This window comes from Hymenobacter sp. APR13 (assembly GCF_000737515.1).
GTDB lineage: Bacteria > Bacteroidota > Bacteroidia > Cytophagales > Hymenobacteraceae > Hymenobacter.
This window is the reverse complement of the sequence record NZ_CP006587.1, coordinates 1,806,667-1,827,040: the sequence shown is the minus strand read 5'-3', so window position 1 is coordinate 1,827,040 and position 20,374 is coordinate 1,806,667. Positions and strand designations below refer to the sequence as shown.

Genomic DNA, 20,374 nt, shown 5'->3' with positions numbered 1-20,374 from the left:
AAACTGCTCAACTTCAACGTAAATGAAGTCTCGCTTCGCGCTACAGCGTCCAAAGTTACACGCCCCGCTCTCTTCCCTCTCCCTCCTCCTCCCACCCACCCCCATTTCTTCATCCCATGGTTGAAATCCAGCAAGTAACCGATACGTCGGTCTTCAGTCAGATTGCCGAGCACCAGCACGAGCAGGTGGTATATTGCCACGACCACGAAACCGGGCTACGCGCCATCATCGGCATCCACAACACGGTGCTGGGCCCGGCCCTGGGCGGCACCCGCATGTGGCACTACGCCTCCGACGCCGAAGCCCTCAACGACGTGCTGCGCCTCTCGCGCGGCATGACCTACAAAGCCGCCATTTCGGGTCTGAACCTGGGCGGCGGCAAGGCCGTCATCATCGGCGACCAGAGCCTGAAGACCGAAGCCCTGCTGCGCAAGTTTGGCCGCTTCGTGAAAAACCTCAACGGCAAGTACATTACGGCCGAGGATGTGAACATGACCACCAAGGACATGGAGTACATCCGGATGGAAACCAAGCACGTGGCGGGCCTGCCCGAAAGCATGGGCGGCTCCGGCGACCCGTCGCCGGTGACGGCCTACGGCACCTACATGGGCATGAAGGCTGCCGCCAAAAAGGCGTTCGGGTCTGATTCGCTGACCGGCAAGCGCATTGCGGTGCAGGGCGTGGGCCACGTGGGCACGTATCTGCTGGAATATCTGCAGAAGGAAGGCGCCCAACTGGTGCTCACCGACTACTACGAAGACCGCGCCCTGGAAGCCGCCGCCCGCTTCGGCGCCCGCGCCGTGGGCCTCGACGAAATCTACGACCAGGATGTGGACATCTACTCGCCGTGCGCGCTGGGTGCTACCATCAACAACGACACCATCGACCGGCTGAAGTGCCGCGTGGTGGCGGGCTGCGCCAACAACCAGCTCCAGGACGAAAACACGCACGGCCCGGCCCTTGTGGAGCGCGGCATCGTGTACGCCCCCGACTTCCTCATCAATGCCGGTGGCCTGATCAACGTATATTCGGAAGTTATTGGGGGCAGCCGTCAGTCGGCCCTCACCCAGACCGAGAAAATCTACGACATCACCACCCAGGTTCTCAACAAAGCCGAACAGGAGCAAAGCCACCCGCAAGCCGCCGCCACCCGGCAGGCTGAGGAGCGCATTGCCTCGCTCGGCAAAGTCAAATCCACTTTCTAATACTTGAGGCAAAAAAGAACGTCATTCCGAGCAGCGCGAGGAATCTCGCCAGTATAGTAACTGATTTTACCACACTGGCGAGATTCCTCATTCCGTTCGGAATGACGTTCCGCTGGCCTCATCATCTTCTCCAGAATGCTCAACCGTCGCACGCTCCGCATCAAGGTCATGCAGGCCCTGTACGCCTACCATCAGGCCGTCGGGTCCGATTTTTTGTTGGCCAATGACCGGATTGCGGATGCCTTCGCGCCCGATCTGACTTCGCCCGAACCGCAGGACCGGCGCAAGCTGCAGGGCCAGCGCAAGTTGGCGGAGGTGGTGTTCAAGGACTGGCACAAAACCGGCGAAGAACCCGAAAAGGGCGACGACGCTGCCATCCATTCGGCGGTGCAGGATGCCATCAGCTTCTACAAGAAGGCCATTGCCAAAGACGGCACCTTCTACGGCGGCCAGATGGTGCACGCCGCCGAGAGCATTCACGACCAGTACCTGCACCTGCTCAACATCCCCGAGTCGCTGTTGCAGGTGATTGAGGAAGATAAGGCCCGCGCCGCCCGCAAGCACATTGCGTCTGCGGAGCCGGCCCTGGACACCACGCGCCTCGAAGAAAACCTGGTGATTCAGAAGCTTATCGGCAATACGCAGCTGCAGGCCCTCACCATCCGGCGGGCCCAGCAGTGGCACGGCGAAGAGGAAATGGAAACCCTGCGCATGGCCTGGCGCAACGAAATGCGCCAGGACCCCGAGCTGATCAGCTACCTGGCCGCCCCGGCCGGCAACTACACCGAGGACCAGGAGATGCTCAAGCACCTCTACAAAACCTACGTGTTCAAGGGCGAGAACCTGCCCCGCTACATCGAGGAAGACGACCTGAATTGGGAGGAAAACCGGTCCATCGTGAAAAACCTGGTGCTCAAGACGGTGAAGATGCTCGACGAGCCCGCCACCGAGGAGCTGGAGCTGATGGCGCTGTCGGCAAACTGGGCCGAGGACAAGGAGTTTGCCGAAAGCCTCTACCAGCAGACCCTGGCCGACGACGACAAGTACGAGAAGCTGATTGCCGAATCGGTGCAGAACTGGGACGTGGACCGCGTGGCCCTCACCGACAAGATTCTGCTGAAGATGGCGCTCTGCGAGATGCACCTGTTCCGGGGTATTCCGGTGAAAGTGACCATCAACGAGTACATCGAAATCAGCAAAATCTACAGCACGCCCAAGAGCAAGCAGTTCGTGAACGGGATTCTGGATAAATTAGCCCAGGACCTGACCGCCAGCGGCGCCATCCGCAAGTCGGGCCGGGGCCTGCTCGACAACCAGTAAGGCGTGGTGGGAGCCTGGTATCGGGCAAGCAGAGCAGGCGGCGCCGGTTTTGCTGACCCCGGGCAAGTTGCATCTCGTTTGTGCGTTACTTCGTACTCAAGCTCATCAAGTTTGTCTCCTTACTCCCTACTTCATACTCAAGACTAAAAAAATGGGTAGCAAAACCACTACCGGTATTCTGTGCTTCGCGGGCGGAGCCCTGGCCGGCGCCGCCATTGGCCTCCTGTATGCGCCTGAAAAAGGCCGTGAAACCCGCAGCTGGCTGAGCTATCAGCTGGAGAAGTACCGCGAAACCCTGGCCGACCTCACCGAGAATCTGGTGACCAACCGCGCCGACCAGGGGCCCAGCTCGGCCAAGAGCGAAGGCCAGCGCGTGATTCAGGACGCCAAGAGCAAGGCCGAGCAGCTGCTCGGCGACGTGGATCAGCTCATCAACCAGATCAACTCGCGCAAGACAGTTTAAGTGACCAACCGAACGTGACGATGTGCTGAGGTGCTGCGTGCAGGAAACTGTCGGCAGCGCGTCAGCACATTTTCATTTTCAGCACCGGCCGCGCTTGGGTACCTTTGCGCTGCCGATGGGCAACGCTGGTCCTAGCGGCACCTTAGTACATCAAACAATCAGCAAATCAATACAATGCACCTTATCACCCTCATCCCAGGCGACGGCATCGGCCCGGAAATCACGAAAGCTGTTACGGACATCTTCACGGCGGCCCAGGTGCCGGTGCAATGGGAAGAGCAGAACGCCGGCCAGACCACCTTCGACCAGTCGGGCGAGCTGATTCCGCAGGCGCTGCTGACGTCGCTGGAGAAAAACCGCGTGGCGCTGAAAGGCCCCATCACGACGCCGGTGGGCAAGGGCTTCCGCAGCATCAACGTGACGCTGCGCCAGAAGTACGACCTCTACCAGAACGTGCGCCCGTCCAAAACCACCGACGGCATCAAAACGCGCTACGAGGGCATTGATCTGGTGCTGTTCCGCGAAAACACCGAGGGCCTGTACTCGGGCCTGGAAGTGTACGATGAGCGCCTGGGCATTGCCGACTCGTTCAACCGCATCACCAAGGAAGGCTCGCGCAAAATCTGCCGCGCCGCCTTCGCCTACGCCGACAAGCACGGCCGCAAGAAGGTGACCCTGGCCCACAAAGCCAACATCCTGAAGATGGCCGGCACCCTGATGCTGAACGCCTGCAAGGAAGCCAGCAACGAGTTTCCGCACATTGTGTTCGAAGACAAGATCATCGACAACATGTGCATGCAGCTGGTGGGCAAACCCGAGCAGTTCGACGTGGTGGTCACCACCAACCTGTTCGGCGACATCCTGTCGGACCTGTGTGCCGGCCTCGTGGGCGGCCTGGGCGTGGTAGCCGGTGCCAACATCGGCGACGACATGGCCATCTTTGAAGCCGTGCACGGCTCGGCCCCCGACATTGCCGGCCAGGGCAAAGCCAACCCCACGGCTCTGCTGCGCTCGGCCCTGATGATGCTGCACCACCTCGGCGAGCACCAGCACGCCGACCGGATTGAGAAGGCTCTGGAAGCCACCCTCAAGACCAAGGAAAAATGCACCGGCGACCTGGGCGGCACGGCCTCGACCAGCGAGTTCACCCAGTCGATTATTGCTAATTTGCAGTAGCCCATCCTGTAGCATAGGCTTTAGTCTGTGCCGTCAGCGGGACCAAGCGTGTTTGACCGTTTTCGGGCTGCCGCTTGTTGTGTTGCTATCCGGCACAAGCTTAAGCTTCTGCTACATTCCAATTCTCCTTCCATGAAACGCACGTTCCTTTTCCTGCTGGCCGGCACTCTGCTGACCAGCGCCTGCAACACCGACAAAACCACGGAAGTGGGCGCCGAAGGCATGAATGCCGCCGCCACCGAGGCTGCCGCCAACCCCACTGTGGACAACCCCAACGTGACCAACGAAACGGAGGTGCCCAACCCCAACGCCCCGGTGATGACCTTCACCGAGTCGGACCACGACTTCGGCGACATCCAGCCCGGCTCGGTGGTGAAGCACACGTTCACGTTCACCAACACCGGCAAAACGCCGCTGCTGATTGGCAACGCCACCGCCTCGTGCGGCTGCACCACGCCCAACTGGACCAAAGAGCCGATTGCGCCCGGCGCCACCGGCACGATTGACGTGCAGTTCGACAGCCACGGCAAGTCGGGCATGCAGAACAAGCAGATTTCGGTGCAGGCCAACACCACGCCCAGCACCACGGTTATTGCCATCAAGGCCAACATCCTGCCCGACGGCGCGCAGGGCCCGGTTCGGCAGTAGTGCCTCTTTGCTGAGCCTGGCCGACCCGCCAGGCTGAGCTGCGCCAAGGACCTTATGGCAGCGGAACGCGTCGCGACAACGTCGGCGGTTCTGCTGGCATAGGGTCCTTCGCGTTACCCCGGATGGCAGTACCTTGCCACCTCATTCTTTTTCACCTCCTCACGCCTTTTTACATGTTTGCTACCCTTTTGCTGCAGGCTGCTACCAACGAGAGCTTTATGTCGTATCTGTTTCCGGTGGCCATTGCGGTGGTGCTCTACTTCTTCATGATCCGGCCCCAGCAACGCAAAGCCGCCGAAGCCAAGAAATTCCGCGAGTCGATTGGCAAAGGCGCTACCGTGGTAACCATCGGCGGCCTGCACGGCAAAGTGGTGGACCTCACTGATGAAGCTGTTATCATTGAAGTGGACCGCGGCACCAAGCTCAAGTTCGACCGTTCGGCCATTGCCCGCGAAGTGAAGCCCGCCAAGGACAGCGTAAAAGACACTGTAGCGTAAGCCAGACCCGGGACGAAGGACAACGCCGACAGGGAGTTGCCTTCGTCCTGGCTTGCCAAGCCCGAAACCTTACTCCGTACCCGATGCCGCTAAACCGCTCTGCCCAGTTGATGCGCTGGTTTTTCAGCCCGTTTTACGGGCAGGAGCGGAGCTATTGGCGGGCCGTAACAGCGTGCTTTCTGGCGGCCAGCACGTTCTGGCTGCTCAATGCCCTCAACAAAACCTACACCACCCGCATTGCCTATCCGCTGGCCTGGCGCTACGATGCCACGCGCTACGTACCGGTGCAGCCGCTCCCTACCGAGGTAGCCGTGAACGTGACCACGCGGGGCTGGAAGCTGCTGCGCAAGCACCTGATGCTGGACATGAAGCCCGCCGAAATCACGCTGCCTGGGCTGCCCGCCACGCGCTACGTAACGGGCCGAGTGGTGCGCCCAGCATTGCAGGCCTCCATGGAAGGGCTGCAGTTCAACTACCTGATTTCGGATACGCTGTGGGTGGCCTTCGACCGGCTGCTGAGCCGCCGGCTGCCTTTGGCCCTGAGCCCCGCCGCCGACGGCTCGGCGCTGCCGTTTGCGGCCCGTTTCACGCCGGCTTCGGTGGTGTTTCAAGGGCCGGCGCGGCAGGTGCTGGCGCTGTCCAACCCCTACCCGGTGCACCTGCCCCGCGCCCCGGCCAGCAGCTCCAACGGCGACATGAGCGTGCCCATCGGTGGGCCCGACCTAGTGAAAACCAGTGTGCCCGAGGTGCGCGTGCGCCTGCAGCCCCGCCCGCTGGTGAGCGTGCTGATGCGCGTAGTGCCCGAGCTATCCGGGTTTCCGGCGGGCCGGGAGTACCAGCTGCGGCCGGCCACGGTGCAGGTGCGCCTGCAGTGCTTCCCCGAGGATAGCGCCCGCCTCAGTCAGCAGCGCAGCCAGGTCCGCGTGCAGCTCCACTACGGCCAGTTCGCCGGCCCCGATTCCAGCCTGCAGCCCGTGCTGGCCCAGGTGCCGGCCCTCGTCCGGGGCCGTCGCGTCATCACCCCCACCGTCCGCGTATCTGTGAACGGGGATGATGAGGTGATGAAGTAGTGGGGTGAAGAAGTAATAGGGTAAAAAAGAACGTCATTCCGAGCGGAGCGAGGAATCTCGCGTGCTGACGTTGGATTATTATTGCAACATCAGCACGCAAGATTCCTCGCTCCGCTCGGAATGACGTTCTTATTTTACCTGTCACCTGTCACCTGTCACCTGTCACCTGTCACCTCATCACCTCATCACCTCATCACCAGATTATGCTTCGAATTGGAATTACGGGTGGGATAGGCTCGGGTAAGAGCGTGGTGTGCCGGCTGTTTCAGGTGCTGGGCGTGCCCGTGTACGATTCAGACTTCCGGGCTAAGTGGGTGATGGCCAACGATGCGCAGCTGCGCGATGAGCTGGTAGCGGCCTTCGGACCCGAAACCTTTGACGCCGCCGGCCAGCTGAACCGCGTGCACCTGAGCCGCGTCGCCTTTGCCGATGCCGCCGAGCTGGCCCGCCTCAATGCGCTGGTGCACCCCGCCGTCGGCCGCGACTTTGCCGCTTGGAGCGCCGCCCGTGCCCAGGAAGGCCACCGCTACCTGCTGAAGGAAGCCGCCCTGCTCTTTGAATCGGGGGCGTACAAGGGCCTCGACCAGGTCATCACCGTGTTTGCCCCGCTGCCCGTGCGCCAGGCCCGCGTGCTACGCCGCGACCCCCACCGCACCCCCGCCGACATCCTGGCCATCATCGGCAAGCAGCTCAGCGAAGAGGAAAAGATGCAGCGCGCCCATCACATCGTCCGCAACGACGACGAGCACCTGCTCATCCCGCAGGTACTTGAGCTGCACGCACAGTTCAGCAAATAGCCTGTCATTGCGAGCGGAGCGAAGCAATCTTTCCTCTCCGTGAGACAAACGACCCTCAGCAGAAAGCCCTCCGGCAGTAGTGTGGTACACTAACGCCGGAGGGCTTTGCTGTAAGGAAAGTGTCTGCCACGAGAGGAAGGATTGCTTCGCTCTGCTCGCAATGACAGCCGACCAGACTACCGGATAATCGGGCTGCGCTCAAAGGGCCGCTCCCGGTCGAAGAGGTAGCGGTAGGTGATGTGCGTTTTGTAGATGCGCGCCCCGATGGAGCGGATAACGGCCAGCATGCGCGGGTTGAAGTCGCCAATCCAGTTCATCTCAAACTCGGTGTAGCCGGCCCGCATCATCTCGGCGCGGGCGTGCACCATCAGGGCCAGCTCGATGCCCTTGCCCTGCCACGCCGGCACCACCCCGAATATCACGCCGAAGCCTTTTTTGTCGGTGCGCTGCTCGTAGCGGTGCTTCAGCCACAGGAAGCGCAGCTTGTTCCAGAGGTTGAAATTGCGGCTCACGTGCTTGAACAGCTGGTTGAGCTCGGGTAAGCTCACGAAGAAGGCAATCGGCTCGTCGTTGTGGTAGGCGAAGTACACCAGGCGCTCATCCAGCACGGGCTTCATCTGGCGCACCAAGTCGCGGGCCTTTTCCAGGGTCATGGCCGCAATGCCGCTGTGGTTGGCCCAGGCCAGGTTATACACGTGGTGGAAGTCGCGGGCTATGCGCTCCGGGTCGCGCTTGCTGGCGTGCCGGAACTGGAACTCCGGAAACTGCGCGGCGTAGCGCTCGGTGGCCTCGAAGAAGCGGGCGTGCAGCGGTGCGGCTATTTCGCGGTAGCAGGTGTACTGCTTGAAATACAGCTGAAAGCCGTAGGTTTCAAACAGCTGCTGGTAGTAGGGCAGGTGGTAAAACATGCCGTAGTTGGGCTCGGTAAATCCGTCCGTCAGCAGCCCCCAGTACCGGTCTCGCTCGCCGAAGTTGATGGGGCCGTCCATGGCGTCCATGCCCCGCGCCGCCAGCCACGCCCGACATGCCTCGAAGAGCTGGTTGGCCGCTGCTTGGTCATCAATGCACTCAAAAAAGCCCATGCCGCCGGTAGGCAGCGCCGGCTCGGTGTGGGCAGTGCTGCCGTTCACGAAGGCCGCCACCCGGCCCATTACCTCGCCGGCCTCGGTGGTCAGAATCCAGCGAATGGCCTCGCCGTGCGCGAAGTTGGGGTTCTTTTTTGGGTCGAAAACGGCCTCCAGCTCGTGGTCGAGGGGCGCAATCCAATTGGGGTGGCCGTGGTAGAGGCGAACGGGCAGGTCGCGGAACTGGCGGGCGCGGGCGGCATCCGTAACTTCGAGCAGGAGCATGGCAGGCAGAATAGCAGGAAAGGGGGCAAATATCCGCTAAAATGTACTATCGCACTGCAAGGCAACCGTTCTTAGTACCGTTGGAAAACAGATAGTACCTTCACACCGCCTTCCCGGATACTGTATACTTCTGTGCCGAGCGAATCCAGATAGGATTGTGGATGCCAACGGTAGCCGGCTAAGTAGTAACGGGCGGTAGAATCGGGGGTGTAGCTTAGGCGGGCGCGGTCATGGGGAGGAAGAATCAAAGAATTGTTGCGTAGCGGGTAGTGCCAGAACACGTTGACTTTCAGACTTGGCGAAGCGTCGTGCGCTAGGATCCATTCCAGTCCCTGCCGGTAAGCCAAGCACCAGTAGTCTCGCTCAAAGTTCTTGTCAACTACATCGCCTGGCAGAAAGCTGAAGTACACGTTCTGATGAGGATGCATTTGAACAATGCGAACAATCGTGTGAGCGGTTTCCAGGGCTCCCAAAGTCAATAGAAGGTGTGCTAGCCTCCTGCGCAGGCCCACAGCCCGGCCCCAGTCTACCAGTTCTCGTATTCCCCAAACGGCCCAAAGCACCAGAGAGGGGTATATATAATATAGGTGGCGCCAGCCTTCGTATACTACCACATGTGTGCTCATGACCAGCGCCAGTGGCGCTAGCAGCCAGAGAGCCAGCAAGGCGGCCAAACGGCCGTTAGCTGTGCGTAGCACGGTAGCACGTTGCTGTGTAACGCGGCGTGCTGCCAATAGCAGTCCTGCTAGTGCTGCCACTATGTATGGGATGGGCGTCGTAATGAGTATCCAAACGGGGATGTAGTGCCACGGCAGTTGCTCAACCAGCAAGTGCTGGCCCAGATAGAAATTAGTGAAACCCCATGGATAGCGGACGGCGTGCTTGCTAACCGCCAACAGTTCAGGCAGTGAATGAGCCCATAGATAAGGCCAGCCAGCCGTTGCAACTATCAGCGTAGTGGCTACATAAACCGAGAAAAGGCGGCCTAATGATGCAGTTGAGGATGACGCTGAAGTAGTATAGCGGCGTTCTAATAACAGGGCCAGCGCCGTAAATAATAGTAGCTGGCTGCCGTGAACCCGCACGTCTATTGTAAGTGCCGTGGCAAACCCGTGCACAATAGCCCGGCCCAAAGAGAGGCGGCGCAACAGGCGTGTCAGCGTGAACATCGACAGCGTGAAGAAGCCCATATACACGATATCCTTGCCGTTGTAGAAGGATTCCGCAAAAAAGCGTGGCGACGCTACCAATATGCTAGCCCCTAAAAGCCCCCAGCGCCAGTCGCGCAGCCAGTAGGTGCCTAGCCTGTAGAGTGCCCATATCCCCAGCATAGAAACGCTGAACACCATGAAGTGGCGCACAAAAAAGTACGATCGGGAGTCGTGGTCGGTAATCAGGTAGCTTATTGCAATGGCTGCTACCTCAAAAACAGGCCCGTGGTGCGAGTCAGGAAATTCGCGCAGGTTGGGGGTAGTGAGAAAGGTTGGGTGGTGCCGCAGCGTATTGTCGGCGGGGAGCAAATTCGCTAAGTATTTGAGCGTAACGAGCCCGTTCAGGTGGTTATTCGGCTCATCCCACGATACACCATAGTCACGGTGCAGCGCAATGCCTAGCAGAAGAAGTGTTACAAAGAACACAAAGGAAACAAGCCAGCGCCAGCGCCCAGTAGTAGCCATCATATAAAACATGTGCAATACCACAGCCAGCCGGCCGGAAACAAAAAGGACAGCCGGTAGGGCTGTCCTTTTGGGGTGTGGGAGATACTGGGTTCGAACCAGTGACCCTCTGCTTGTAAGGCAGATGCTCTGAACCAGCTGAGCTAATCTCCCGATAGGGTAATGTACTAAAATAAAAAGTGGGAGATACTGGGTTCGAACCAGTGACCCTCTGCTTGTAAGGCAGATGCTCTGAACCAGCTGAGCTAATCTCCCGTTGGGCGTGTCCCGTTGGGGATGCAAATATGGCAGGTCGTTTCTGATTACGCAACACTTTGTGCGAACTTTAGCACGGAAAAATGTTCGGGACCGGGCTGTTTTGCAGGCAACTCTTTTAGAGTCAGAAATTTTCGAAGATTGGGAAAGCTGTGGCGAGTGCTATTTTTTTTCTGACCGGGCTGGTTTTGCTGGTGGCGGCGGTGGTTGGGGGCGTGTGGCTGGGGCAGGAGCGCATCATTGCGCTGTTTGTGCAGGAGGCCAACCGCTACCTTGCCACGCCCGTGCAGGTGGGCCGCATGGAGGTGTCGGTGCTGGACCAGTTTCCGCGCGTTTCCATCACGCTGCATGAGCTGCGCGTGAGCGGCTCGCTTCCGCAGGACACGGTGCCGCTGGCCCGGGCGCGCCGCCTCTACTGCGCCTTCGACGCCTGGGACATGCTGCGCGGCCACTACCGCATCCGGGCCGTGACGCTGGCCGACGGCCGCGTGTGGGTGCGCCACGACGCGCAGGGCCGCCCCAACTACGACGTGCTGCGCTTCGATACCACCGCCGCGCCCAGCCGCCAGCCGCTGGCCTTCGCCCTGGAAAACATCCAGCTGGAGCGCGTGAATACCGTGTACGCCGACGACCAGCGCCAGCAGCGCTACACCGTGCAGGCCCACGACGTGCGCGCCCAGCTGGACGTGCAGGGTCCACTGGTGGATATCGTGGCCCAGGGCCGCACCCACGTGGAAGCCCTGCAGCTGGGCCCCGACGCGTACTTCCAGAACAAACCCCTCACCCTGAACACCCGCCTGCGCGTGGACCGGGACGCGCGGCTCGTGACCCTGCAGCCCTCGGAGCTGCGGGTGGGCGCCGCGTCCTACGAGCTGGGCGGCCGGATTGACTACCGCCGGGCCGTGCAGCTGGATCTGCAGGTGGCGGGCCGCAACACCGATGTGCAGTCGGTGCTGGCGCTGCTGCCGGCGCGGGTGGCGCGGCGGCTGCGCGCCTACCGCAGCCGCGGGGCCGTGTACTTTGGGGGCACGGTGCGCGGGGAGCTGTCGGGGCGGGCCAGCCCGCGCATTGAGGCCCGGTTTGGCTGCCGCGACGCTTCCTTCTATCACCCCGAGCTGCGGCAGGCCGTGGAGCACGTGTTTCTGGCGGGCACCTTCAGCAACGGCGCGGCCCAGGCGGCGCGCACCTCGGTGCTGAGCTTGCAGAACGTGCGCGGCACGTTGCGCGGGCGGCCTTTCAGCGGCAGCTTGCGCTACGCCAATTTCCAGGATCCTACCGTGCAGCTGCAGGTGCGCGCCGACCTGGATGTGGCGCAGGCGCTGCAGTTCTACCCGGTGGCGGCCGTGCCGGGCGGGCAGGGGCAGGCCCAGCTGGCGCTGGCGTTTGCCGGCAACCTGCGGCAGTTTCGGGCCCGGCCGGCCACGGCGGCGGTGCAGGCCAGCGGTACGCTGCAGCTCCAGAACGTGCAGCTGCGCCTGCGCGACCTGCGCCAGCCCCTCACGGGCCTTACGGGCAGCTTCCGGCTGCAGGGCCGCGAGGTGGCGGTGGCGGGCTTCACGGGCCGGGTGGGCGGGTCAGATTTCCGGCTGCAGGGACGGCTGCGCAATGCCCTGGCCTGGGCGCTGCTGCCCAACCAGACGTTGCTGCTCGACGCCGACCTGACGTCGCGGCTCCTGGATTTCGACCAGCTCCTGCGCCTGACCGCGCCCGCTGGGCCTGCCACGGCCACCGGCGCCGGCACGCCCGGAGCCAGCAGCTACGAATTCCGGCTGCCCACCCAGCTGGCCCTGAACGTGCGGGCGCAGGTGGAGCGGCTGCGGTTTCGGCGGTTTCGGGGGCGGCAGCTGCGCGGCACCATCCGGCTGCAGCAGCAGGTGCTGAGTGCGCCCTCCCTGACGGTGCGCGCCGGCGGGGGCCAGGTCAGCTTCCGGGGCACGCTCGATGCCCGCCAGCCGCGGCTGCTGCACCTGCATTCCACCATCAGCTGCCAGCAGTTGCCGCTGGATAGCCTCTTTTACACCTTCGAGGATTTCGGCCAGCAGTTCATTACGGCGCGGCACCTGCGCGGGGCCCTCACGGCTACTGCCGAGTCGGACCTGTACTTTGACGGCGCCCTCATGCCGCTCACCAACCGTCTGGAGGCCGAGCTGAACCTGCAGGTGCGCAACGGGGAGCTCAACAACTTCGAGCCGCTGCAGAAGCTGTTCATGATTGCCGGGCGGGAGCGGCTGCGGCACTTGCGCTTCGCCCAGCTCACCACGCCGGTTTACATCCAGAGCCGCACGGTGTACCTGCCCGAAATGGAAATCCGCTCCAACGTGCGGGCCGCCTCCCTGATCCGGGTGACGGGCACCCACACCTTCGACCAGCAGATGGACTATCACCTCAACATCCCGATTCTGCCCGGGCTGCTGCAGCGCACTGTGGGCATGGCCACTGGCCCCAGTCTGCTGCTGGCTATTCAGGGCGATGAAGACAACTTCCGGGTGAGCTACGACCGGCGCCCGCAGCCGGGCCGGGTGCCAACTGCCCCGCGCGAAACCGCCCGCCCCGCCAGCCGCCCCGGCTTGCCTGGCCCCGCGGCCCCGGCCATACCGGCTCCAGAGCCGCGCAAACCCTTCGAGCTGAAAAAGCCGCCCGCGAAGAAGCCTGCACAGCCCCAGACCGGCGAGTATTTCGAATTTTAGTGTGGCGGGCATCGGCCTGCGAAAGGAGAAGAGCCAAGGCGTTAACCAAATCAGATGGCGTGCGTTAAGGTCAGCAGTAATTTTATCCACTGCCTTCCAACTGCCCCGACGATGAGCAATTCCCAACTTCTCCAGAACTACTCCGATTCCGAAAAAGCGGCCTACCTGAGCGTTATTGCCAGCCTCGCTTCAGCCGATCGGGAAGCCTCCGCCACCGAAATAGAGTTTCTGCAACAGCTGGCCCATGAGGCCGGCCTCTCGGGTGGCGCTACCCAGCAGGTACTGGGCGCCGCCCGCGACGCCAGCAACGAAAGCATCAAGAGCAACCTCGACGCGCTCCGCAACAGCGACCTGCGCTACTCACTCGTTACGGACCTCATCAGTTTTGCCCGCGCCGACGGCGCTTACGCCAACGATGAGGAAGCCATGATCAACAAGATTTCGGCTTACCTCGGCATCACGCCTCAGCAAACCCAGACACTGAACCAGGTGGTAGACCAGGCGTCCCACGTACCGCACGATGCCAGCGACCCGGCCAAGCAGGGCTTCTTCGGCGGCATCACCGACAAGCTGGAAAGCGCCGGCATCCCGAAAGGCGCACTGATGGCCGGCCTGCTGGGCGTAGTGGCCCCGATGGTATTGTCGAAGGTGATGAGCGGCGGCCGTAGCCAGAGCAGCGGCGGTGGTCTGCTGGGCGGCGCGATGGGCGGCGGCACCCTGGGCGGCCTGATGGGCGGCGCCATGGGCGGCAGCTCGATGGGCGGCTTGCTGGGCGGTCTGCTCGGTGGCGGCCTGCTGAGCGGCGTGCTGGGCGGTGGAAACTCGTCGGCCGGAGCGCAGGGCTCTTATGGCAGCGTGCCGCAGCAGGGCTCGCACGTGGGCAGCGGAGGCCTCGGCTCGCTGATGTCGATTCTGGGCGGCCTGGGTGGCCAGCCCGGCTCGCAGCCCCGCAGCGCCGGCGGTGGCGGCCTGGGTGGCCTGATGAGCGGCGGCATGGGCGGCTTGCTCGGCGGCCTGCTCGGCGGTGGCCGGTAGTATGCCCGCTTCCTTCTCAGTATAAAAAAGCCGGCTGCCTCATTGAGGTAGCCGGCTTTTTCGTGTTCCATTTATCCAGAATGGCGACGCCCGGTCGCTACACCGTGGGCGTGCCTGCAGAGTTGAGGCCGTCGAAGCGGCTGCCGGGCGCCAGCTGCACCACGGTATTGCCGGTGCTGGCAAAGTGGCCGCCGGCCTGCTCTACTACTTCCACAAGGCGGTAGTTGAGCTCTTCCTTCACCTGCAGGTACTCGTCGTAGTTGGTAGTTTCCACGAAGTACTGCACGGTCACTTCCTTAGCGGCCGGCGTCAGGGCCGAAAACTGCATCTGCACGTCCTTGGTGACCAGCGCATTTTCGGCAATGAGGCGCTTGCCTTCTTCCACAATGCGGTGCAGCTGCTGGCTGGAGGTGGTGTGGCTCAGGGCCAGCGTGAAGCTCACGCGCCGCGCTGTGCGCAGCGAAAGGTTGTCCAGCGGTTTGTCGATCATGGACTTGTTGGGCACCGTGACGTAGCTTTTCTCGGCCGTGCGCAGGCGCGTGCTGCGGAACCCCACCTTCTCTACCGTGCCCGACACGGCCCCTACTTCCACCAGGTCGCCGACGGCAAAGGGCCGGTCGAGGAAGATGGTGAACGAGGCAATCAGGTTCTCGAGGCTTTCCTTGGCGGCAAAAGCCACGGCTAGGCCCCCGATGCCGAGGCCACCAATGAGGGCCGTAACGTCAACCCCAAACACGCGGCCCAGAATGCCCAAAAAGGCCAGCACAATGATGAGTACCTTCATCAGGTCTTTGGCAAACGGCACCAGCTCGGCCTGCAGGCTGCCGCCGGCACTGGTGCGGCGCCGAAACACCAGCACGGCAAAATCGACGAGGCGCAGGGCAATCCAGGCCACGCCCCAGATGATGCCGATCTGGTAAAGCCGGAACAGCGCCACTTTCGGCCAAGGTTCGTTGCGGGTCAGCTCCGAGCTGCGTACCGGGTAATCAAGCACCTGAAACGCCAAGTAAATCGTCACGAAAAACACCACGATGGACAACGGCCGGATCAGTAGCGCCTGAAATTGTTCCTCACTAACTCCCTCGGTTTTCCGACGGATAAACCGGAATACCACCCGCGACACTAGCCGTGAAAGCAGCGTTTTGAACGCGTAGCCGAACAGCAAAATGCCTAAGCACCAGAGGTAGGCGGCTACGTTGTTGCCCAGAAAGCGGTAATGTAGGATTTCGGTAAGGGTCATTCTATCTGTAGGGCTTAGGAAATAGGGCCTAGGCAATAGGGCTTGGTGATATTGGGCCGTCTATTGCCTAACCACCAAGCCCTATTGCCGACGCTCTAACAACTATACCAGCTGGCGCAGGGCCATTTCAAACGATTTCTGAGCCACGCCGGTGCGCGAATCGCCCTGCAAGCGGGTGCGCTCCAGGGCCCGGCGGATGATGCGCGAGGTGTCGCCGAAGATGGCCTGGTCGGTGATTTCGGCGTTGGTTTCCATCAGGTAGGCAAACACGCGGGCCATGCCGCAGTTGGCCACGAAGTCGGGAATGACGGACGTGTGCTGGTCGGCAAACTCGCCGGTGGGGCCGAAGAAGATTTCGGGGTCCTGGAACGGCACGTTGGCGCCGCACGAAATCACCTCCAGGCCGCCCGCAATCAGCTGCTCCACTTGCTGGCGCGTGACGAGGCGCGAGGCCGCCGCCGGAATGAAGATTTCGGCCCCGCTGCTCCAGATGCGCTGGTTTACCTCCTCAAACGACAGCAGATCCGGCGCCGTGAGGGCGTTGCCTTCGCGCTGCAGAAACAGCGTCCGAATTTCTTCCAGCGAGAAGCCCTCTTCCTTGATCAGGCCGCCGGCCCGGTCGATGATGCCGGTGATGCGGGCGCCCTGGCTGGCCAGGTAGTAGGCTGCCGCGGCGCCCACGTTGCCCCAGCCCTGCACGATGGCGCGCTTGCCGGCCACGCTCCGCTCGCCCCACAGCTCGTAGTAGTGGCGCACGGCCTCGGCCACGCCATAGCCCGTAATCAGGTCGGCCACGGTGTATTTGCGGCTCAGGTCGGGCGTGAAGGCGGCGTCTTCCAGCACCTTCACCACGCCCTGGCGCAGCTGGCCTAGCTTCTGAATCTTCTGGGGCTCGGTGGCGCGGTAGTGGCCGTTCACGATGCCTTCCTGCGGATGCCAGAGGCCGTAGTCTTCCGTAATCGGAATCACGTCGTGGATTTCGTCCACGTTCAGGTCGCCACCGGTGCCGTAGTAGTTTTTGAGCAGCGGAATGACGGCCCGGTACCAGCGCTCCAGCACGCCGCGCTTGCGCGGGTCCTGCGGGTCGAAGTTAATGCCCGACTTGGCGCCCCCGATGGCGGGGCCCGACACCGTAAACTTTACTTCCATGGTCTTGGCCAAGCTTTCCACCTCGCGCTTGTCGAGGCCCTTGCGCATGCGGGTGCCGCCGCCGGCCGCACCACCACGCAACGAGTTAATTACCACCCAGCCTTCGGCTTCCGTTTCGGCGTCTTTCCATTCAAATACAATTTCCGGGCGCTTATTCTCGAATTTAGCCAGCAGGTCTTTCATGGATGGGAGGAAAAAGGGTGGGGGAGGGAAGGCAATAATTTTGTTGGTCAAAGGTAAGCAGCCCCCCGTAAGAATTGGGGTCTTTGCTGCGTTAGGGCAGCAAATAGCGTTGCCTGCCTGCCCTGTATAGCCTCTGTTTTTCTGGTTCGATTTCTGTTACCGGAACTCTTTGAGGCGTAAATATCGTAGTAGGCATATTCCTGACGACAACGTCCTCCACCTCGCCACCGTAGTACTTTCTTATGAAACCTTTGCTGTCACGCGTAGAATCCAAAAAAGTAGACAAGGCTGCCGCCATGCTCAAAGTGCTGGCGCACCCGAAGCGTTTGGCCATTGTTGATTTGCTGGGCAAAGAGGATAAGATGACCGTAACGGAAATCTACCGCTCGCTCGATTTGCCACAGGCTATTGCTTCTCAGCATCTTATCACCCTCAAAGACCGCGGCATTCTGTCGTCGTTCAAGGTGGGTACCAAAATCTATTACTCGCTGTCCATTCCCAAGTTGCTCGACGTTATCGACTCGCTGGAAGAATGCTGCGACACGATGTAGGCGCTGCCTACTCGTTCTTCCTAATCGAAAAAGACCGCCATCAGACGGTCTTTTTTCGTTACTAGGCATGTAGGCTTAGACTACTGTAACTGTTACTGACTCTCTGCTGTCGCCCGCCACCGATAGGTAGCGGCGGCCGCAGTCTAGTATATAGACTAAGACTCCATCAGCTGGCCTGCTCGCCAACTGATGGAGGTCGATTCAGAAATTCGTCTGTAAGCTAAGGTGCGGTAACAGAAAAGGCCTTCTTCCGCTGGAAAAAGGCCTTTGCGCTTGTGAGCTACTTATATAATTCCCGATTAGGCGACTAGGCTACCGTTGGCTGATGTTCCAAATCAAACAGATCGGTTAGCACGTCAATCAGCTGGTCGGCCTCGCCACGCTTGCAGGCGGCTTTGAGCTGGATGACGGGCTGCTTGAGGATCTTCTGCATCAGCGACTTCGTGACTTCGTCCATGCGGCGGGCTTCCTCGGGGCTCATCTTCTTCTGGAAGCGGTCCATTTCCTCCTGCCGGATCTGCTCCAGCGCGTTCTTGAGCTTCTGGATGGTGGGCGAAACCATCATTTCCTTGCTCCAGTCGTTGAGGCCGGCAATGCTTTCGGCAATGATAGCGCGCACATGCGGCACGGCGGCCAGGCGGCGCTCCAGCGCGGCCGAGGCCTTGCTCTGGATGGCGTCGATGTTGTAGACGAGTACGCCCGGCACGGTTTCCACCTCGGCCTCAATGCTGCGCGGCACCGACAGGTCGATGAAAAACTTGTAGCTGAGCACGTCAAGGTGCTGCACCATCTCGCGGGTAAAGAAGGGCGTGGCGGCCGCAATCGACGACACGATGACGTCGGCTTCCTTCATGCCCTGCACCAAGTTCTCGAAGTCCAGCACCTTCAGGCCGCACTCTTCGGCCAGCGTTTCGGCCTTGGAGCGGGTGCGGTTGCAGATGGTCACGTCCTGAAACTGCTTGCTGTCGCCGAAATGGCGGCACACGTCCGCCCCGATTTCACCCAGACCCACCACCAGCACGCGCGGGTTGGCTACGTCGGCGGTCAGTTCCTCTACCAGCTCCAGAGCGGCGTAGGAGGTGGAAGCGGCACCGTCGCGGAAGCTGGTTTCCTGCTGTACGCGCTTGTTGGTGAAAAATACGGTGTGCAGCAGCCGGTGCAGAAACGGGCCGGCGGCGTCTTCGTCGGCAGCCCACTGGTAGGCCTGCTTCACCTGGTTGCTGATCTGCAGGTCACCAACTACTTGGGCGTCAAGCCCCATGGCTACCTCAAACAGGTGCTGCACGGCAGCATCGGCCTCGGTGAGTAGGTCGAAGTAAGGCTCGTAGCTGCTGGCGTCGGCCAAACCCTTAAGCTTGCCCAGGGCGGCAATGATAGCGGTGCTGTAGTCGAGGTCGGCGGAGTAGTACACTTCCGTCCGGTTGCAGGTGCTCAGCACCAGCAGGTCGGTGAGGCCCAACTCGTGGTGCAGCGTGTGCAGAAAGCGGCGGCAGGCGGCTTCGTCCAGTGCAATAAGCTCCCGAATTTGCAGGGGGGCTTTTTTGAACGAAAGACTGACTGCCTTGAAAGGATGGGACATAGCGGGTGGCTACTGCAATTGCAGAAGGCAAAATTACGGCACAATTTGGTACCGTGAAAACAGCCAGCAACCTATCCTGGTTCGAGAAAGGTTGAAATTGCGTTTTAGGGCTTTAAAGCGTCTTTTTGAATCGATAAACTGACAAAAATCAACTGATAAGCGGCCCGGTGGGTGGCCTTTGGCGTAACGGCAGCGCCCGGCGGCGCGTTGTACCTTCGTTCCGCCCGGCGGGCTTCGGGGCAAACCGGGGCCGGCGTCGCGCCCGGCGGCCCGTTGCTGCCGGACTTTCACCCGCGTTTCCTTCGTGCTTTGATAGCCATCTACGACCAAAAATCCCGTATCAAGCTGCTGATTGTAGCCGTGGCGCTGCTCATTGCGGCCGCTACCGTTATCTACACCAACATTCTGGTACAGCGCGTGTCGGAGCGGGAGCAGCAGCAGATTGCGCTCTACGCTAAGGCCCAGCGCTTCATCATCAACTCCGAGGTCGACTCGAACACCAACTTTGTGTTCGAGGAAATCATCAACGCCAACACCACCATTCCCATCATCCTCACCGATGACGAGGGCAACATCGTGGATGCCAAAAACGTGACCGTGCCCAAAGGCAAGTCGGAGAAGGCGGCCATTGCGTACCTGCGGCGCGAAATTGCGGTGATGGAGCAGCAGCACCGCCCCATTATTATTGAGCTGGGCGCCGGGCTGCGCAACCGCATTTACTATAAGGATTCGGTGTTGCTGGCGCAGCTGCGCACGTATCCGCTGGTGCAATTGGCCGTGATTGCCTGCCTGGGCGTCATTGCCTACTTCGCGTTCAGCTACTCGCGCCGTTCCGAGCAGAACCGCGTGTGGGTGGGCCTGGCCAAGGAAACCGCGCACCAGCTGGGCACGCCCCTGAGCAGCCTGATGGCCTGGCAGAGCTACCTGAGCGAGAGTGAGCGGTTCAAGGACGAGCCCATTGTGGAGGAGCTGAGCAAGGATATCCGGCGGCTGCAGATCATCACGGAGCGGTTCAGCAACATCGGCTCGGTACCGGTGCTCAAGCCCGAAAACATCCTGCGCACCACCCAGAACGCCATTTCCTACCTGCAAAGCCGGGTGTCGAAGAAGGTGACGTTTGAAATCAAGACCGACCTGCCCACCGACACGCCGGCGCTGGTGAACGTGCCGCTGTTCGACTGGGTGATTGAGAACATCTGCAAAAACGCCGTGGATGCCATGGACGGCCGCGGCAGCATCACGCTGCACCTGCGCCGCCCCGTCCGCGACAAAACCGGCATTGCCATCGACATCACCGACACCGGCAAAGGCATCCCGAAGAGCAAGATCGACAACGTGTTTCTGCCCGGCTATACCACCAAAAAGCGCGGCTGGGGCCTGGGGCTGGCCCTGGCCAAGCGCATCATCGAGAACTACCACCAGGGCCGCCTTTTCGTGAAATGGAGCGAAGTGGGCCGCGGCACCACTTTCCGGGTGGTGCTGAAGGGGTAGGCA

The 20,374-nt window shown here is 61.3% G+C and carries 17 protein-coding genes and 2 tRNA genes; 12 read left to right on the top strand and 7 right to left on the bottom strand.

Going from position 1 to position 20,374, the window contains the following annotated elements; all coding sequences use genetic code 11:
• Positions 1–116 precede the first annotated feature (116 nt).
• The 8 genes from N008_RS07600 to coaE all read left to right on the top strand — a co-directional run bounded on the left by N008_RS07600 (position 117) and on the right by coaE (position 7,176).
• Positions 117–1,205: a Glu/Leu/Phe/Val dehydrogenase dimerization domain-containing protein gene (locus tag N008_RS07600; protein WP_044014996.1), complete on the top strand. Its 1,089-nt coding sequence runs from the start codon at positions 117–119 to the stop codon at positions 1,203–1,205.
• Between the two features lie 135 nt (positions 1,206–1,340).
• The gene (gene nusB / locus N008_RS07595; RefSeq protein ID WP_044014994.1) at positions 1,341–2,525 is read left to right on the top strand and encodes a transcription antitermination factor NusB; all 1,185 of its coding nucleotides are present in this window, start codon (positions 1,341–1,343) and stop codon (positions 2,523–2,525) included.
• Between the two features lie 151 nt (positions 2,526–2,676).
• On the top strand, positions 2,677–2,988 hold the full coding sequence (locus N008_RS07590) for a YtxH domain-containing protein (RefSeq protein ID WP_044014992.1): 312 nt from the start codon (positions 2,677–2,679) through the stop codon (positions 2,986–2,988).
• Positions 2,989–3,162: 174 nt separating this feature from the next.
• A complete protein-coding gene (locus N008_RS07585; protein WP_044014991.1) occupies positions 3,163–4,164 on the top strand; it encodes an isocitrate/isopropylmalate dehydrogenase family protein in 1,002 nt (333 codons plus the stop codon).
• A 132-nt stretch (positions 4,165–4,296) separates the two neighbouring features.
• Positions 4,297–4,812: a DUF1573 domain-containing protein gene (locus N008_RS07580; protein WP_044014990.1), complete on the top strand. Its 516-nt coding sequence runs from the start codon at positions 4,297–4,299 to the stop codon at positions 4,810–4,812.
• A gap of 173 nt (positions 4,813–4,985) precedes the next feature.
• Entirely contained in the window at positions 4,986–5,309 is a 324-nt protein-coding gene (yajC, locus tag N008_RS07575) for a preprotein translocase subunit YajC (RefSeq protein ID WP_044014989.1), read from the top strand.
• 83 nt (positions 5,310–5,392) lie between these two features.
• On the top strand, positions 5,393–6,379 hold the full coding sequence (locus N008_RS07570; RefSeq protein ID WP_156109098.1) for a hypothetical protein: 987 nt from the start codon (positions 5,393–5,395) through the stop codon (positions 6,377–6,379).
• A gap of 203 nt (positions 6,380–6,582) precedes the next feature.
• On the top strand, positions 6,583–7,176 hold the full coding sequence (coaE, locus tag N008_RS07565; protein ID WP_044014980.1) for a dephospho-CoA kinase: 594 nt from the start codon (positions 6,583–6,585) through the stop codon (positions 7,174–7,176).
• Positions 7,177–7,352: 176 nt separating this feature from the next.
• Here the strand turns inward: coaE and N008_RS07560 are convergent, their stop codons facing one another.
• From N008_RS07560 to N008_RS07545, 4 genes are all read right to left on the bottom strand, one after another.
• Positions 7,353–8,525: a GNAT family N-acetyltransferase gene (locus N008_RS07560; RefSeq protein ID WP_044014978.1), complete on the bottom strand. Its 1,173-nt coding sequence runs from the start codon at positions 8,523–8,525 to the stop codon at positions 7,353–7,355.
• Between the two features lie 71 nt (positions 8,526–8,596).
• Positions 8,597–10,204: a hypothetical protein gene (locus N008_RS07555; protein WP_156109096.1), complete on the bottom strand. Its 1,608-nt coding sequence runs from the start codon at positions 10,202–10,204 to the stop codon at positions 8,597–8,599.
• A gap of 75 nt (positions 10,205–10,279) precedes the next feature.
• Positions 10,280–10,354: transfer RNA gene (locus tag N008_RS07550), tRNA-Val, on the bottom strand.
• 27 nt (positions 10,355–10,381) lie between these two features.
• A tRNA-Val gene (locus N008_RS07545) sits at positions 10,382–10,456 on the bottom strand.
• Positions 10,457–10,608: 152 nt separating this feature from the next.
• Between N008_RS07545 and N008_RS07540 the strand changes: the two genes are divergently transcribed.
• Positions 10,609–13,143 carry an AsmA-like C-terminal region-containing protein gene (locus N008_RS07540; protein ID WP_156109094.1) on the top strand — a complete coding sequence of 845 codons (2,535 nt, stop codon included), beginning with the start codon at positions 10,609–10,611 and terminating at the stop codon, positions 13,141–13,143.
• A 111-nt stretch (positions 13,144–13,254) separates the two neighbouring features.
• Positions 13,255–14,178 (top strand): TerB family tellurite resistance protein, encoded by a 924-nt coding sequence (locus N008_RS24035; protein ID WP_044014975.1) that lies wholly within the window; start codon positions 13,255–13,257, stop codon positions 14,176–14,178.
• A gap of 97 nt (positions 14,179–14,275) precedes the next feature.
• On the opposite strand, the gene N008_RS07530 is transcribed toward N008_RS24035, so the two are convergent.
• Both N008_RS07530 and N008_RS07525 read right to left on the bottom strand, forming a co-directional pair.
• Positions 14,276–15,418, bottom strand: a complete 1,143-nt coding sequence (locus tag N008_RS07530) for a mechanosensitive ion channel family protein (RefSeq protein ID WP_052381305.1) — start codon at positions 15,416–15,418, stop codon at positions 14,276–14,278.
• Positions 15,419–15,520: 102 nt separating this feature from the next.
• A complete protein-coding gene (locus tag N008_RS07525) occupies positions 15,521–16,750 on the bottom strand; it encodes a Glu/Leu/Phe/Val dehydrogenase dimerization domain-containing protein (RefSeq protein ID WP_044014974.1) in 1,230 nt (409 codons plus the stop codon).
• 242 nt (positions 16,751–16,992) lie between these two features.
• On the opposite strand from N008_RS07525, the gene N008_RS07520 reads away from it, so the two are divergent.
• On the top strand, positions 16,993–17,301 hold the full coding sequence (locus N008_RS07520; RefSeq protein WP_044014970.1) for an ArsR/SmtB family transcription factor: 309 nt from the start codon (positions 16,993–16,995) through the stop codon (positions 17,299–17,301).
• A 307-nt stretch (positions 17,302–17,608) separates the two neighbouring features.
• Here N008_RS07520 and hemA read toward each other — a convergent pair whose 3' ends face one another.
• Positions 17,609–18,880 (bottom strand): glutamyl-tRNA reductase, encoded by a 1,272-nt coding sequence (gene hemA, locus N008_RS07515; RefSeq protein WP_044014965.1) that lies wholly within the window; start codon positions 18,878–18,880, stop codon positions 17,609–17,611.
• A 309-nt stretch (positions 18,881–19,189) separates the two neighbouring features.
• Between hemA and N008_RS07510 the strand changes: the two genes are divergently transcribed.
• Entirely contained in the window at positions 19,190–20,371 is a 1,182-nt protein-coding gene (locus N008_RS07510) for an ATP-binding protein (protein ID WP_044014964.1), read from the top strand.
• Positions 20,372–20,374 lie beyond the last annotated feature (3 nt).

Bases quoted from the DNA above. Each gene is read 5' to 3' on its own strand.
- N008_RS07520 (WP_044014970.1), top strand. From the start codon at position 16,993: ATGAAACCTTTGCTGTCACGCGTAGAATCCAAAAAAGTAGACAAGGCT.
- N008_RS07585 (WP_044014991.1), top strand. From the start codon at position 3,163: ATGCACCTTATCACCCTCATCCCAGGCGACGGCATCGGCCCGGAAATC.
- N008_RS07555 (WP_156109096.1), bottom strand. From the start codon at position 10,204: ATGATGGCTACTACTGGGCGCTGGCGCTGGCTTGTTTCCTTTGTGTTC.
- N008_RS24035 (WP_044014975.1), top strand. From the start codon at position 13,255: ATGAGCAATTCCCAACTTCTCCAGAACTACTCCGATTCCGAAAAAGCG.
- N008_RS07580 (WP_044014990.1), top strand. From the start codon at position 4,297: ATGAAACGCACGTTCCTTTTCCTGCTGGCCGGCACTCTGCTGACCAGC.
- coaE (WP_044014980.1), top strand. From the start codon at position 6,583: ATGCTTCGAATTGGAATTACGGGTGGGATAGGCTCGGGTAAGAGCGTG.
- N008_RS07590 (WP_044014992.1), top strand. From the start codon at position 2,677: ATGGGTAGCAAAACCACTACCGGTATTCTGTGCTTCGCGGGCGGAGCC.
- N008_RS07530 (WP_052381305.1), bottom strand. From the start codon at position 15,418: ATGACCCTTACCGAAATCCTACATTACCGCTTTCTGGGCAACAACGTA.
- N008_RS07600 (WP_044014996.1), top strand. From the start codon at position 117: ATGGTTGAAATCCAGCAAGTAACCGATACGTCGGTCTTCAGTCAGATT.
- N008_RS07560 (WP_044014978.1), bottom strand. From the start codon at position 8,525: ATGCTCCTGCTCGAAGTTACGGATGCCGCCCGCGCCCGCCAGTTCCGC.
- N008_RS07570 (WP_156109098.1), top strand. From the start codon at position 5,393: ATGCCGCTAAACCGCTCTGCCCAGTTGATGCGCTGGTTTTTCAGCCCG.
- hemA (WP_044014965.1), bottom strand. From the start codon at position 18,880: ATGTCCCATCCTTTCAAGGCAGTCAGTCTTTCGTTCAAAAAAGCCCCC.
- yajC (WP_044014989.1), top strand. From the start codon at position 4,986: ATGTTTGCTACCCTTTTGCTGCAGGCTGCTACCAACGAGAGCTTTATG.
- N008_RS07525 (WP_044014974.1), bottom strand. From the start codon at position 16,750: ATGAAAGACCTGCTGGCTAAATTCGAGAATAAGCGCCCGGAAATTGTA.
- nusB (WP_044014994.1), top strand. From the start codon at position 1,341: ATGCTCAACCGTCGCACGCTCCGCATCAAGGTCATGCAGGCCCTGTAC.